At 62.9% G+C, this 12,318-nt stretch carries 14 protein-coding genes and 1 riboswitch; of the genes, 5 read left to right on the top strand and 9 right to left on the bottom strand.

The genetic code is table 11. The features are described from left to right. Positions 1 to 5: 5 nt before the first annotated feature. The 3 genes from JK232_RS11940 (at position 6) to JK232_RS11930 (ending at position 3,139) form a co-directional block, all read left to right on the top strand. Positions 6 to 944 (top strand): LysR family transcriptional regulator, encoded by a 939-nt coding sequence (locus JK232_RS11940; RefSeq protein ID WP_212589252.1) that lies wholly within the window; start codon positions 6 to 8, stop codon positions 942 to 944. A 214-nt stretch (positions 945 to 1,158) separates the two neighbouring features. Beyond that, positions 1,159 to 2,187, top strand: coding sequence for an alcohol dehydrogenase AdhP (adhP, locus tag JK232_RS11935; protein WP_072926127.1), 1,029 nt, complete (start codon positions 1,159 to 1,161; stop codon positions 2,185 to 2,187). Positions 2,188 to 2,263: 76 nt separating this feature from the next. Continuing rightward, positions 2,264 to 3,139, top strand: a complete 876-nt coding sequence (locus tag JK232_RS11930; RefSeq protein ID WP_072926129.1) for an RHS repeat protein — start codon at positions 2,264 to 2,266, stop codon at positions 3,137 to 3,139. Here JK232_RS11930 and dusC read toward each other — a convergent pair. After that, a complete protein-coding gene (dusC, locus tag JK232_RS11925; RefSeq protein WP_101854954.1) occupies positions 3,111 to 4,043 on the bottom strand; it encodes a tRNA dihydrouridine(16) synthase DusC in 933 nt (310 codons plus the stop codon). The two genes, JK232_RS11930 and dusC, sit on opposite strands and share 29 nt — an antisense overlap. 147 nt (positions 4,044 to 4,190) lie before the next feature. After that, positions 4,191 to 5,558, bottom strand: coding sequence for an ATP-dependent RNA helicase RhlE (rhlE, locus tag JK232_RS11920; RefSeq protein WP_072926132.1), 1,368 nt, complete (start codon positions 5,556 to 5,558; stop codon positions 4,191 to 4,193). Between the two features lie 339 nt (positions 5,559 to 5,897). On the opposite strand from rhlE, the gene JK232_RS11915 reads away from it, so the two are divergent. Continuing rightward, on the top strand, positions 5,898 to 7,091 hold the full coding sequence (locus JK232_RS11915; protein ID WP_101854953.1) for a multidrug efflux MFS transporter: 1,194 nt from the start codon (positions 5,898 to 5,900) through the stop codon (positions 7,089 to 7,091). Between the two features lie 53 nt (positions 7,092 to 7,144). Here the strand turns inward: JK232_RS11915 and JK232_RS11910 are convergent, their stop codons facing one another. From JK232_RS11910 to moaA, 6 genes are all read right to left on the bottom strand, one after another. Next, on the bottom strand, positions 7,145 to 7,855 hold the full coding sequence (locus tag JK232_RS11910) for a Bax inhibitor-1/YccA family protein (protein ID WP_101828740.1): 711 nt from the start codon (positions 7,853 to 7,855) through the stop codon (positions 7,145 to 7,147). Between the two features lie 104 nt (positions 7,856 to 7,959). Next, on the bottom strand, positions 7,960 to 8,415 hold the full coding sequence (gene moaE / locus JK232_RS11905) for a molybdopterin synthase catalytic subunit MoaE (protein ID WP_101835097.1): 456 nt from the start codon (positions 8,413 to 8,415) through the stop codon (positions 7,960 to 7,962). Between the two features lies 1 nt (position 8,416). Continuing rightward, positions 8,417 to 8,662 (bottom strand): molybdopterin synthase sulfur carrier subunit, encoded by a 246-nt coding sequence (moaD, locus tag JK232_RS11900; protein WP_072926138.1) that lies wholly within the window; start codon positions 8,660 to 8,662, stop codon positions 8,417 to 8,419. Further along, positions 8,659 to 9,138 carry a cyclic pyranopterin monophosphate synthase MoaC gene (moaC, locus tag JK232_RS11895; RefSeq protein WP_072926140.1) on the bottom strand — a complete coding sequence of 160 codons (480 nt, stop codon included), beginning with the start codon at positions 9,136 to 9,138 and terminating at the stop codon, positions 8,659 to 8,661. Before moaC ends, moaD begins: the two co-directional genes overlap by 4 nt. Before the next feature lie 9 nt (positions 9,139 to 9,147). Then, positions 9,148 to 9,693, bottom strand: a complete 546-nt coding sequence (moaB, locus tag JK232_RS11890; RefSeq protein WP_101828738.1) for a molybdenum cofactor biosynthesis protein B — start codon at positions 9,691 to 9,693, stop codon at positions 9,148 to 9,150. A 24-nt stretch (positions 9,694 to 9,717) separates the two neighbouring features. Continuing rightward, positions 9,718 to 10,704, bottom strand: coding sequence for a GTP 3',8-cyclase MoaA (gene moaA, locus JK232_RS11885; RefSeq protein ID WP_212589251.1), 987 nt, complete (start codon positions 10,702 to 10,704; stop codon positions 9,718 to 9,720). Continuing rightward, positions 10,695 to 10,840: riboswitch (molybdenum cofactor riboswitch) on the bottom strand. Its footprint overlaps the gene before it by 10 nt. 232 nt (positions 10,841 to 11,072) lie before the next feature. On the opposite strand from moaA, the gene yvcK reads away from it, so the two are divergent. Continuing rightward, the gene (gene yvcK, locus JK232_RS11880) at positions 11,073 to 11,981 is read left to right on the top strand and encodes a uridine diphosphate-N-acetylglucosamine-binding protein YvcK (protein WP_072926144.1); all 909 of its coding nucleotides are present in this window, start codon (positions 11,073 to 11,075) and stop codon (positions 11,979 to 11,981) included. 49 nt (positions 11,982 to 12,030) lie between these two features. Here the strand turns inward: yvcK and JK232_RS11875 are convergent, their stop codons facing one another. After that, positions 12,031 to 12,282: a VF530 family protein gene (locus JK232_RS11875; RefSeq protein ID WP_072926145.1), complete on the bottom strand. Its 252-nt coding sequence runs from the start codon at positions 12,280 to 12,282 to the stop codon at positions 12,031 to 12,033. Positions 12,283 to 12,318 lie beyond the last annotated feature (36 nt).

Here is a 12,318-nt window from a genome sequence, read left to right as displayed (position 1 = left end):
ACGGGATGGAAACGCTGGCCAACATTGAGTCTTTTATGCGCAGTGTCGAGGGCGGCAGTTTTTCTGCGGCGGCGCGGCGGCTGGGGCTGACCCCGGCGGCGGTCAGCCGCAATGTGGCGATGCTGGAACGCAACCTGGGGCAGCGGCTGTTCCTGCGCAGCACCCGCAAGCTGACGCTGACCGAGGCGGGCGAACGTTTCCGGCAAGCCGTTGGCAGCCATCTGGAGGGGTTGCAGGCCGCGATTGCAGCCCAGACCACGCAACAGGGCGAACCGGCCGGCGTGCTGAAAATCAGCATGTCGCTGGTGTTCGGCACCGACTACCTGCTTCCGCTGCTGCCGGCATTTATCGCGCGCTATCCGGCGGTGCGCCCCGAGTGCCATTTTGAAAACCGCGCCTCAGACCTGATCGCCGAAGGGATTGATGTGGCGATCGGCGGCGGTTTCGCCCTGACGCCGGGGCTGGTGGCCCGGTCACTGGCCCCGGCGCACTGTATCGCGGTGGCGGCATCGGCAGTGCTGGCCGGGCGTTCCCTGCCCGCCACGCCGGACGATCTGGCGGCGTTTGACGGCATCCTGCTGCGTTCCGCCAATACCGGCCGTTTGCGCCGCTGGGTGTTGCGCAATGCGGCGGGTGAGGAGCAGGCCGCGATGCTGCGGGAATCGCTGGTGGTCAACGATCCGCTGGCGATGCGGCAGGCCGCGCTGCAGGGGCTGGGCGTGGCGCTGATCACCCTGCCGGATGCCCTGCCCTGGCTGGCGTCCGGTGCGCTGGTGCGGCTGCTGCCGGACTGGTATGCCGACCTCGGCCCCATCTCGGTGTATTACGCCAACCGCACCCTGCTGCCTGCCAAAACTCGGGTGTTTGTCGATTATCTGGTAGAGGCTTTCCGTGAGCGCGACTACGCCACGCACTTTAATGCCCGGCTGCCGCAGGCCCGTTAACGCGGCCTAATCCCTGTACTGTGTCAGGTTAATCTGAATTCCCTGCCCGGCCTGCCACACGCTGCGCCCCGTCCGGCGCGGCGTGTGGCACGTCTGTCACGCAGGTGTGACAGTGCGCACCCGGTGCATTTTCCCGGCAGCCCGCCCCATCGCCTACGCTTAACAGGCAGAGTGCAGCCCGTTCCGGTGGCTGCATGCCTTCCAAGGAGTTTTTATGGCGATGACAATGAAAGCCGCTGTGTTACACGAATTCAACCAACCCCTCCAGATAGAAGATGTGCCGGTCCCTGACGTCGGCCCTGGCCAGATCCTGGTGAAAATCGCCGCCACCGGCGTCTGCCACACTGACCTCCATGCAGTGCAGGGTGACTGGCCGGTGAAGCCCAACCCGCCGTTTATTCCCGGCCATGAGGGCGTCGGCCATGTGGTCCGCGTTGGGGCGGGCGTCACCCACCTGAAAGAGGGCGACCGCGTCGGCGTGCCGTGGCTCTACTCCGCCTGCGGCCACTGCGAGCACTGCCTCGGCGGCTGGGAAACCCTGTGTGAGAAGCAGCAGAATGCCGGGTACTCGGTCAACGGCAGCTTTGCCGAATACACGCTGGCCGATGCCAATTACGTCGGCATCCTGCCGGATAACGTCAGCTTCAACGAGATTGCGCCGATCCTTTGCGCCGGGGTCACGGTGTATAAAGGGCTGAAGATGACCGAAACCAAGCCCGGCCAATGGGTGGTGATTTCCGGCATCGGCGGGCTGGGCCACCTGGCGGTGCAGTATGCCAAAGCGATGGGCATGAACGTGGCGGCGGTGGACGTGGATGACGGCAAGCTGGCGCTGGCAACGCGCCTCGGTGCCACCGTGACGGTGAATGCCCGCCAGCAGGACCCGGCCGCCTTCCTGAAAAAAGAGATCGGCGGTGCGCACGGGGCGCTGGTGACGGCCGTTTCGCCGATCGCGTTCCAGCAGGCGATCGGCATGACGCGCCGCGGCGGCACCATTGCGCTGAACGGGCTGCCGCCGGGCAACTTCGAGCTGTCGATTTTTGACATGGTGCTGGACGGCACCACGGTGCGCGGCTCAATCGTCGGCACGCGGCTCGATCTCCAGGAGGCGCTCAACTTTGCCGGTGAAGGCAAGGTGCAGGCCACCATTGCCACCGAGCCGCTTGAGAATATCAATGACATTTTTGCCAGGATGCACGCCGGGAAGATCGAAGGGCGTATCGTGATTGATATGGCGCTGTAAGGCGTGAAAGGCGGCTGACGCTGCCCGGCCTATCCGCTACGATAGAAGGACGTCCTCTCTCAACAACGGAAAGACAATGGGCACAGTGCTGAAAGCATTAACAGGGATCGTTCTGGCGGCCGGGGCCATTGGCAGCGCAACGGCCGCTCCCCTTCCCTGCGCGGTGAAGAACCGCCAGGTCAATGAGAGCAATATCCAGATTTTACTCGGCGGCAGCGCCCGCGGCGACATCCGGCAGTTTGTTTCCGGCTCACTCGGCAAAGACGTCAACCAGCAGGTGCACCTCAGCGGCAATATCGACCGTTGCGGCCGCCTCAGCGAAGCCGTGTTCAAATACCAGAAAACCGAGAATAACCTCCGGCTGGAGATGGTCAGCCGCACCCTGCGGGTGGAGGCAGGCTGGATAACCGATTATGAGGTCAGGATTTCGGTGCTGAAAGAGGCAAACCAGACGCTGGTCAACCGCAAGCGCGGCACCCTCTACTACACCACCGGCAAGCGCGGCAACATCACCGCCTCCACCGATCTGTTCACCATCAATGACCGGCGCGGCTTTACCACCGGCACCTACGATTATGATGCCCAGTTGCGGGTGGTGCGCAGCGTCACGCGCGGCACCGATGCGCTCAGCAACCAGGAGACGCGCTACCGCTACACGCCGCAGGGCTGGCTGCTCAGCGCCACCGCCACCGACGGCGACCGCAGCACCTACCGCTATGACCCGCAGGGGCGCGAAAGCGGCTCGGTGACGTTCTCCTCGTCGCCGTTCAGCCAGACCAGCCGTGTGGAACGCTGCCAATCCTGGGACGAGGCCGGCAACTGTACGCTGAGTGACACCTTTGAAACGGAGTTGCTGCCGTCAATGCGCCTGACGCGCAACCTCGGCACGGCTTACCAGTACCGTTACTGGGACGAGCCGCCGGTTACTGGCGGTCAATTACCTGTGCAATAGCGGCAGACGACGTCAGGGTACGGATTTCCGTAAACAGCGCCGTGGCCTCGTCATACTCTTTGCGCAGGTAGCCGAGCCACTGTTTGATGCGCGCCACATGGTAGAGGCCGGTGTCGCCTTGCTTCTCCAGCCGCACATATTTTTGCAGTAAGGTGACCACGTCCGGCCACGCCATGCGCGGTTCATTGTACTTCACTACCCGGCTGAGGTTCGGCACGTTGAGCGCGCCGCGCCCCAGCATCACCGCGTCACAGCCGGTGGCCGTCATGCACGCCTGCGCGCTTTCATAGTCCCAGATTTCACCGTTGGCGATCACCGGGATGGTGAGGCGCCGGCGGATTTCGCCAATCGCCGCCCAGTTGATGCGGTCTGCTTTGTAGCCATCCTCTTTGGTGCGGCCATGCACCGCCAGCTCAGTGGCCCCGGCCTGCTGCACCGCGTCGGCAATCTCCAGGCTGCGGCTGCCGGAATCCCAGCCCAGCCGGATTTTCACCGTGACCGGCAGCGCCGCCGGTACCGCCTCCCGCATCGCTTTGGCACCGCGGTAGATAAGCTCCGGGTCTTTCAGCAGCGTCGCCCCGCCGCCGCTGCCGTTCACCAGCTTCGACGGGCAGCCGCAGTTGAGATCCACGCCATACGACCCCAGCTCCACCGCGCGCGCGGCGTTCTCCGCCAGCCATTGCGGGTGCTGGCCCAAAAGCTGCACCCGCACCAGGGTGCCGGAAGGCGTGCGGCTGTTGTGCTCCAGCTCCGGGCAGAGGCGCAGGAAGGATTTGGCCGGCAGCAGCTGGTCCACCACCCGCAGGAACTCGGTGATGCAGAGATCGTAATCGTTGACCTCGCTGAGCAGTTGCCGCACCAGTGAGTCGAGGACGCCCTCCATCGGGGCGAGTAATACACGCATTGCCGGATACCTCAGAAAAAGAGTGCGACATGATACGGGCGATGCCCTGTCCGGGGCAATCGTCTCGCGGCCGCAAAGGCCACAGGCAAAAAAAAAGCTGCCCGCAGGCAGCTTTTTCTGGTGAGCGCTTTTTCAGCAAGCAAACGGTCAGTCCGCTTTGCCGGCCGGGCGTGAACGGCGCGGCTGGCTTGGGCGGCTCGGACGGCGCTGGCCGTCGCTGTGCTCCTGGCGCTGGCGCGGCTGGCCGTTGCGGCTTTCGCCGGTGCGCGGGGCACCGCTGCGCTGGCCGCCGCCATTGCCGCCGTTGCCGCGACCGCCGCCCTGCCCGCGTCCGCCACCCTGGCGGCCGTTGATGATCGGCTCCGCCTTGATGGTCGGGTCCGGGTCATAGCCCGGCAGCGCAATGCGCGGGATCTCTTTCTTCAGCAGGCGCTCGATGTCACGCAGCAGTTTGTGCTCATCGATGCAGACCAGCGAGATCGCCTCACCGGTGGCTTCGGCACGGCCGGTACGGCCGATGCGGTGCACGTAATCTTCCGGCACGTTCGGCAGCTCATAGTTCACCACGTGCGGCAACTGGTCGATGTCCAGCCCGCGCGCCGCGATGTCGGTCGCCACCAGCACGCGGATGCGGCCGTCTTTGAAGTCCGCCAGTGCACGGGTACGCGCACCCTGGCTCTTGTTGCCGTGGATGGCGGCGGCAGTGATGCCGTCTTTGTTCAGCTGTTCCGCCAGGTGGTTGGCGCCGTGCTTGGTGCGGTTAAACACCAGCACCTGCTGCCAGTCACCGGTGCCGATCATCTGCGACAGCAGTTCCCGTTTGCGCTTCTTGTCCACGAAGTGGACGCTCTGCGCCACCTGCTCAGAGGCGGTGTTGCGGCGGGCCACTTCCACCGACGCCGGGTTGTGCAGCAGCTTGTTCGCCAGCGCTTTGATCTCATCAGAGAAGGTCGCGGAGAACAGCAGGTTCTGGCGTTTGGCCGGCAGTTTGGCCAGCACACGGCGGATGTCATGGATGAAGCCCATGTCGAGCATCCGGTCCGCTTCGTCCAGCACCAGGATTTCAACCTGCGACAGGTCTACCGCGTTCTGGTGTTCCAGGTCGAGCAGGCGGCCGGGGGTGGCGATCAGCACATCGACGCCGCCGCGCAGTTTCATCATCTGCGGGTTGATGCTCACCCCGCCGAAGACCACCAGCGAGCGCAGGCGCAGGTGTTTGCTGTAGGCGTCGACGTTCTCGCCAATCTGCGCCGCCAGTTCACGGGTCGGCGTCAGGATCAGGGCGCGGACCGGACGGCGGCCTTTGCTCTGGTGCGGGGTGCTGTTCAGCAGGTGCAGCAACGGCAGGGTAAACCCGGCGGTTTTGCCGGTGCCGGTCTGGGCGCTGGCCATCAGGTCACGGCCTTCAAGCACTACCGGGATCGCCTGACGCTGGATAGGCGTCGGCTCACGGTAACCCTGTTCTTCTACCGCACGCAGAATATCGGCATGTAAACCGAGAGAATCAAATGACATAAAGAATAAAGCTCCAGATCTCCCGTTACCAACAAGGTTGGTGCAGTTTCCGGGGAGATAGTAGACGAGGCAAGATGGGGCATCACCACGAGGATTCGGCACAAACTGCGAGTGCGCCAGTTGCGCAAAGTGTAGCAGATAACCCCTGCGATACGTGAAATATTATGCGGCCGGTCACATTATGGTAAAAAAAATCGCGTCCCGGCCCGGCTTTTTTACAGGCTGGCATGGGCCTTTCCCGTCAATGACATAAAATCCTACGCTTTTCTGCTGTGTCGGCCGTTGACCCGCCTGCTACCCTTGAACTCTGTGTCCCTGCAAGAAGGCGGTTCAGGATCGATGGAAACCTGGAAGGTTAATTTATTTTCAGTCTGGTTAGGCTGCTTCTTTACCGGGCTGGCGATGAGCCAGATCCTGCCGTTTCTGCCGCTCTATATTGAGCAGCTTGGCGTGCATGACCACGAGGCGCTGAGCCTCTGGTCAGGGCTGGTGTTCAGCGGCACCTTTCTGGTGTCGGCGATTGTGGCACCGATGTGGGGCAGCCTGGCGGACCGCAAAGGGCGCAAGCTGATGCTGCTGCGCGCCTCGCTCGGCATGGCGATTGTGATGCTGTTGCAGGGGTTTGCCACCAACGTCTGGCAACTGTTTATTCTGCGCACCTTAATGGGGCTGACCTCCGGCTATATCCCGAATGCGATGGCGCTGGTGGCTTCTCAGGTGCCGCGAGACAAAAGCGGCTGGGCGCTCGGCACGCTCTCGACCGGCCAGATCTCCGGGGTGATTTTAGGCCCGCTGCTGGGCGGTTTTATGGCTGACCACGTCGGGCTGCGCATCGTGTTTTTCATGACCGCCGGGATGCTGTTCCTCAGCTTTCTGGTGACGCTGTTCCTGATCAAGGAGCGGGTGGTGGTGGTCAGCAAAGCGGACAAACTCAGCGGCAAAGCGGTGTTCGCGTCCCTGCCCTACCCGGCGCTTATCATCAGCCTGTTCTGCACCACCCTGACCATCCAGCTGGCGAACGGCTCGATCGGCCCGATTCTGGCGCTGTTTATCAAAGCGCTGACCCCGGCCAGTGACAACATCGCCTTTATCAGCGGGGTGATCGCCGCGGTGCCCGGCGTCTCGGCGCTGCTGGCTGCGCCCCGGCTCGGGCGGCTGGGTGACCGCATCGGCACCGAGCGGATTTTGCTGGCGGCGCTGCTGTGCGCCACGCTGCTGTTTTTCATGATGTCCTGGGTCACCACGCCGGTGCAGTTGGCGGTGTTGCGCTTCCTGCTCGGCTTCGCCGACGGCGCGTTGCTGCCCGCGGTGCAGACGCTGCTGATGAAGCACAGCAGCGAGCAGGTCACCGGCCGCATCTTCGGCTATAACCAGTCGTTTATGTACCTCGGCAACGTTGCCGGGCCGCTGATTGGCTCCGGCATCTCGGCGCTGGCCGGTTTCCGCTGGGTGTTTATCGCCACCGCCGTGATCATCATCATCAATACCGCGCAGCTCTGGCTGAACGTCAAACGGGTGCCTAAGCGGCGCTGAACCGCAGGCAGAAAAAAACCGGGCATGGCCCGGTTTTTTTGTCTGGTGTGCGCTTAGCGGCGGTTGCCGAAGATGCGCAGCAGCATCAGGAACAGGTTGATGAAGTCAAGGTAGAGCGTCAGCGCGCCGACAATCGAATACTTGCGGAAGCCGTCGCGATCCGCCGGGTCGAGCTGTTCGCCGATGTTTTTCAGCTTCTGAGTGTCGTAGGCGGTCAGGCCGACAAACACGATGACGCCGATGTAGGTCACCGCCCACATCAACGCGGTGCTTTTCAGCCAGATGTTGACCAAGGAGGCCAGCACGATGCCGATCAGCGCCATAAACAGCATACTGCCCATGCCGCTCAGGTCACGCTTGGTGGTGTAACCAAACAGGCTCATCGCCCCGAACATCCCGCCGGTGACCACAAAGGTGCTGGCAATCGAGGAGTAGGTGTAGAGCACAAAGATGCTCGACATGGTGAGGCCGGTCAGCACCGAATAGAGCATAAACAGCGCCGTGGCCGCCGCGCCGCTCAGGCGGTTAACCAGCCCGGAGAGCACAAACACCACGGCCAGCTGGGCAATGATCAGCCCAAAAAAGGTGATCTGGCTGGAAAAAATCGCCTGCATCACCGCCGGGGTATTGGCGGCATACCAGGAGACAAACGCCGTCAGCAGCAGGCCGCAAGTCATCCAGCCATAAACCTGGGCCATGTAGGTCTGAATGCCGGTGCCGACACCCTGAATAGCGGAATTATTGGAACGCGGATATCTGTCCATGTGAAACCTTTTGCGTAAGTGACAGAAAAATCAGGCTGCAACCGGCAGCCCCCTCAAAAGTATAGTCTACCACAGCCGGGGCAACGGCCTGTTAACCGATCCCGTCAGTCCCAGCGGCGGGCGGCCTGATGGTCGCTGTCACGCGCGTCGACCCAGCGGTCGCCTTCCGGCGTGGCTTCACGCTTCCAGAACGGCGCGCGGGTTTTCAGGTAATCCATGATGAATTCTGCCGCGTCAAACGCCATGCCGCGGTGCGCCGCCGTCACGCCGACAAACACGATCTCATCGCCGGGGTACATCGCGCCGATGCGGTGGATAACGGAAATGCGTTGCAGCGCCCAGCGGCTGCGCGCCTCAGCGACGATCTCCGCCAGCGCTTTCTCCGTCATGCCGGGGTAGTGCTCCAGCGTCAGGGTGCTGACATCGCTGCCGAGGTTATGGTTGCGCACTTTGCCGGTGAAGGTGACGACCGCGCCGTCGTCATCGCACGCGGCCAGCCAGCGGTACTCATCGCCGACGCTGAAATGCTCAGCGCCGACGCGGATGCGGGTATTGTCCATCTCAGCCCCCGGTGACCGGCGGGAAGAACGCGACCTCATCCCCCGCCTGTAACGGGTGGTCCATCGCCACCAGCGACTGGTTCACCGCCGCCAGCAGGTTGCCGGCTTCCAGCGCCAGCGCCCAGCGGTCGCCGCGTGCGCACAGCGCCCGGCGCAGCGCGTCAACGTCGTTAAACTCCGCCGGCAGCGTCAGGGACGCGGTGCCGGTCAGCTCGCGCACCTGCGCGAAAAACAGGATCTCAATCATACGTCCGCCCTGAAATCACCGGATTTGCCGCCGCTTTTTTCCAGCAGGCGCACCGGGCCAATCACCATGTCTTTCTGTACCGCCTTGCACATGTCATAGATGGTCAGGGCGGCCACGGAGGCGGCCGTCAGCGCCTCCATCTCCACGCCGGTCTTGCCGCTCAGGCGGCAGCGTGACTCAATCCTCACCCGGTGATGTTCCGGCTGCGCCTCAAGCTGCACTTCGACCTTGGTCAGCAGCAGCGGGTGGCAGAGCGGGATCAGATCCCAGGTTTTTTTGGCGGCCTGGATCCCGGCGAGGCGGGCGGTGGCGAACACGTCACCTTTGTGGTGGCTGCCGTCGATGATCATCGCAAGCGTAGCGGGCAGCATCTCAACAAAGGCTTCGGCGCGCGCCTCACGCACGGTATCGGCCTTGGCGGAGACGTCCACCATGTGGGCTTCCCCGGCGGCGTTGATGTGGGTCAGTTGGGACATAACGTTCTCTTACTCAGTGGCATCCGGCGCGTCAGGCTGCGGCAGCGGCTTGAGGTGCGGGATAAAGTTACAGGGGCCGTGGCGGGCATCAAGTTGCTCGGCGATGATGCGCTCCCAGGCGGTGCGGCAGGCGCGGGTGGAGCCGGGCATGGCGAAAATCACCGTCTGGTTGGCGATGCCGCCAATGGCGCGCGACTGGATGGTCGAGGTGCCGATCTCCTCATAGGAGGCCATGCGGAACAGCTCGCCAAAGCCTTCGATTTCGCGGTCAAACAGCGGCCGCAGCGCCTCCGGCGTGGTGTTGTGCGCCGAGAAGCCGGTGCCGCCGTTAATCAGGATGGCCTGCACATCCGGGTCAGCAATCCACGCCGAGACAATGGCGCGGATCTGGTAAAGGTTGTCTTTGACGATCCGGCTCACCACCACCTTGTGCCCGGCCTCGTGTGCCGCCTCGCGCAGGTAGTCGCCGGAGGTGTCATCCGCCTCGGTGCGGGAATCGGAGACGGTCAGCACCGCCAGCTGGGCAGAGACGAAATCACCACGGGGTTTGCTCATGGAAGCTCCTTAACAGGCAGCGCATCAGCCGCCGATAAATGAAAGGTTCTGCGTGATGCCGGTATTGCCTTCATGCAGGAAGTGGGTCTGCTTTTTACGGTGCAGCCCGCCCTGGATGCGGTCCAGCAGCGCCTCGTGGTCGCGGTCATCGGCCAGCAAATCGCGCAGCGGCACGCCCTGCTCGCCGAACAGGCAGAGGTGCAGGTTGCCGATGGCGGAGACGCGCAGGCGGTTGCAGCTGGCGCAGAAATCTTTCGCGTACGGCATGATCAGGCCAATCTCGCCCTGATAATCGGGGTGGCGGAACACCCGCGCCGGGCCGTCACTGCGGCCGCGCAGCTGTAGCTGCCAGCCCTGCTGCATCAGCTGGCGCTGGATCACCTCGCCGGAGACGTGGTGTTTGCGGAACAGGTCGCTGCCGTCGCCGGTTTCCATCAGCTCAATAAAGCGCAGCTGGATCGGGCGGTCTTTGATCCAGTTAAGGAAGGCCGGCAACTGTTTGTGGTTGACGTCGCGCATCAGCACCGCGTTGACCTTCACCTTCTCGTACCCGGCTTCAAAGGCGGCGTCGATCCCTTCCATCACCTGACGGAATTTGTCCTGCCCGGTAATGGCGTGGAACTGGCGGGCGTCGAGGCTGTCCACACTGACGTTAATCGCCGTCAGCCCGGCATCACGCCAGGCCGCGACGTCACGCGCCATGCGGTAGCCGTTGGTGGTGGTCGCCAGCGTGCGGATCTGCGGGTTCTCGCGCACGGCGGCGATGATCTCGCAGAAGTCACGGCGCAGGCTCGGCTCCCCGCCGGTCAGGCGCACTTTTTCCGTGCCCAGTTCAGCAAAGGCACGGGTCACGCGGCGGATCTCATCCAGCGAGAGAAAACTTTTTTTGGCATGACCGGTGGATTTATAGCCATCCGGTAAGCAATAGGTGCAACGGAAGTTGCACACGTCAGTAATTGACAGGCGCAGGTAATAGAACTTGCGCGCAAAAGCATCGGTAAGTTGGGGCACCAGTAACACCTTTCCAAATACGGGAGATGCAGGCATTTCTGCCTCGCACCCTGGTGGCTTACGCCACGGCCAGGGCGCCATATCATTTGTGTGAAGGTAATGACTTAGGCGCAAAGGCTAGGAGTTTGATCATCCACCGGTCGCCTGTGGCGGGCGGTGAAGACCCTGTTGAGAGGGAAATCTTAGCGCTAAATCCGCGCCGGCGCCAATCCGCATTTTCGCTATATATCTTGATATATAACGTATTTTGGCGCGCAACCGCTTGCTTTGTATCCGTGAGTAACAGCCGGTAAAAAAATCAGGTAAAATCGCCGCCGTCACGCCGGGCCTTTCTGCACGGCCCACGATTTCCCTTGGTAAGGAGCAGTATGCGCAACAGAACATTGGCCGATCTGGACAGAGTGGTCGCCCTCGGCGGAGGCCACGGCCTGGGCCGGGTGATGTCCGCCCTTTCCTCGCTCGGCTCCCGGCTGACCGGCATCGTCACCACCACCGACAACGGCGGCTCCACCGGCCGCATCCGCCGCTCTGAGGGCGGCATCGCCTGGGGGGATATGCGCAACTGCCTGAACCAGCTGATCACCGAACCCAGCGTCGCCTCGGCGATGTTCGAATACCGCTTCAACGGCAACGGGGAGCTGGCCGGGCATAACCTCGGCAACCTGATGCTGAAAGCGCTGGATAACCTCAGCGTGCGGCCGCTGGAGGCGATCAACCTGGTGCGCAGCCTGCTGAAGGTGGAAGCACAATTGATCCCGATGTCAGAGCATCCGGTGGACCTGGTGGCGCTCGACCACGAAGGCAACCCTGTGTACGGCGAAGTGGACGTAGACCAGTTGCAGCATATGCCGCAACAGCTGATGCTGTCGCCGCCGGTGCGCGCCACCGCGGAGGCGATCGACGCCATCACCCACGCGGACATCATCCTGATCGGGCCGGGCAGCTTCCTCACCAGCCTGATGCCGCTGCTGCTGCTGGATGAGCTGGCCACCGCCCTGCGCCGCAGCGCCGCGCCGATTATTTACATCGGCAACCTGGGGCGTGAGCTGAGCGTGGCGGCGGCGTCGCTTTCGCTGCCGGACAAACTGGCGCTGATGGAGCAGCGCATCGGCCGCAAAGCGATCCAGGCAATCATTGCCGGGCCGCGGGTGGACACCGGCGGCATCACTGACCGGCTGATCGTCCAGCAGCCGCTGGAAGCCAGCGACATTCCCTATCGCCACGACCGCGAATTACTGCGGCTGGCGCTGGAAAGCGCGCTGCAACGGATGAAATAATCCGTTACACCGTCAGTGACAACAAAAAACCGCCATCAGGCGGTTTTTTTCAGGGCTGCTTCCAGGGATTGCCGTGCTGGGTGTCAATGTAGAGTTCTTCGACTTTCTGCCGCGCCCACGGGGTACGGCGCAGGAATTTCAGGCTGGATTTGATGCTGGGGTCGCTTTTGAAGCAGTTGATGCTGATGCGTTGGGCGAGGCCCGGCCAGCCGTAGTGCGCCACCAGCGCCGTCAGCAATTGCTCCAGCGTGATGCCGTGCAGGGGATCTTTCGGGGTGTGGGAAGCCTTGTTTTGCGTCATCGCCGTGTCGCCTCTGAAATCGGGGGCGCACACCTT

The organism is Nissabacter archeti, from assembly GCF_018257325.1.
Taxonomy (GTDB): domain Bacteria; phylum Pseudomonadota; class Gammaproteobacteria; order Enterobacterales; family Enterobacteriaceae; genus Chimaeribacter; species Chimaeribacter arupi.
The sequence above is the reverse complement of the archived record's forward strand: the minus strand, read 5'-3'. Positions and strand labels throughout refer to the sequence as shown.

Excerpts from the sequence above, each read along its gene's own strand:
- moaC (WP_072926140.1), bottom strand. The coding sequence starts at position 9,138 with ATGTCCCAACTGACCCACATCAACGCCGCCGGGGAAGCCCACATGGTG.
- JK232_RS11910 (WP_101828740.1), bottom strand. The coding sequence starts at position 7,855 with ATGGACAGATATCCGCGTTCCAATAATTCCGCTATTCAGGGTGTCGGC.
- rhlE (WP_072926132.1), bottom strand. The coding sequence starts at position 5,558 with ATGTCATTTGATTCTCTCGGTTTACATGCCGATATTCTGCGTGCGGTA.
- JK232_RS11940 (WP_212589252.1), top strand. The coding sequence starts at position 6 with ATGGAAACGCTGGCCAACATTGAGTCTTTTATGCGCAGTGTCGAGGGC.
- JK232_RS11915 (WP_101854953.1), top strand. The coding sequence starts at position 5,898 with ATGGAAACCTGGAAGGTTAATTTATTTTCAGTCTGGTTAGGCTGCTTC.
- moaD (WP_072926138.1), bottom strand. The coding sequence starts at position 8,662 with ATGATTGAGATCCTGTTTTTCGCGCAGGTGCGCGAGCTGACCGGCACC.
- JK232_RS11875 (WP_072926145.1), bottom strand. The coding sequence starts at position 12,282 with ATGACGCAAAACAAGGCTTCCCACACCCCGAAAGATCCCCTGCACGGC.
- dusC (WP_101854954.1), bottom strand. The coding sequence starts at position 4,043 with ATGCGTGTATTACTCGCCCCGATGGAGGGCGTCCTCGACTCACTGGTG.
- moaB (WP_101828738.1), bottom strand. The coding sequence starts at position 9,693 with ATGAGCAAACCCCGTGGTGATTTCGTCTCTGCCCAGCTGGCGGTGCTG.
- moaE (WP_101835097.1), bottom strand. The coding sequence starts at position 8,415 with ATGGACAATACCCGCATCCGCGTCGGCGCTGAGCATTTCAGCGTCGGC.
- yvcK (WP_072926144.1), top strand. The coding sequence starts at position 11,073 with ATGCGCAACAGAACATTGGCCGATCTGGACAGAGTGGTCGCCCTCGGC.
- JK232_RS11930 (WP_072926129.1), top strand. The coding sequence starts at position 2,264 with ATGGGCACAGTGCTGAAAGCATTAACAGGGATCGTTCTGGCGGCCGGG.
- adhP (WP_072926127.1), top strand. The coding sequence starts at position 1,159 with ATGGCGATGACAATGAAAGCCGCTGTGTTACACGAATTCAACCAACCC.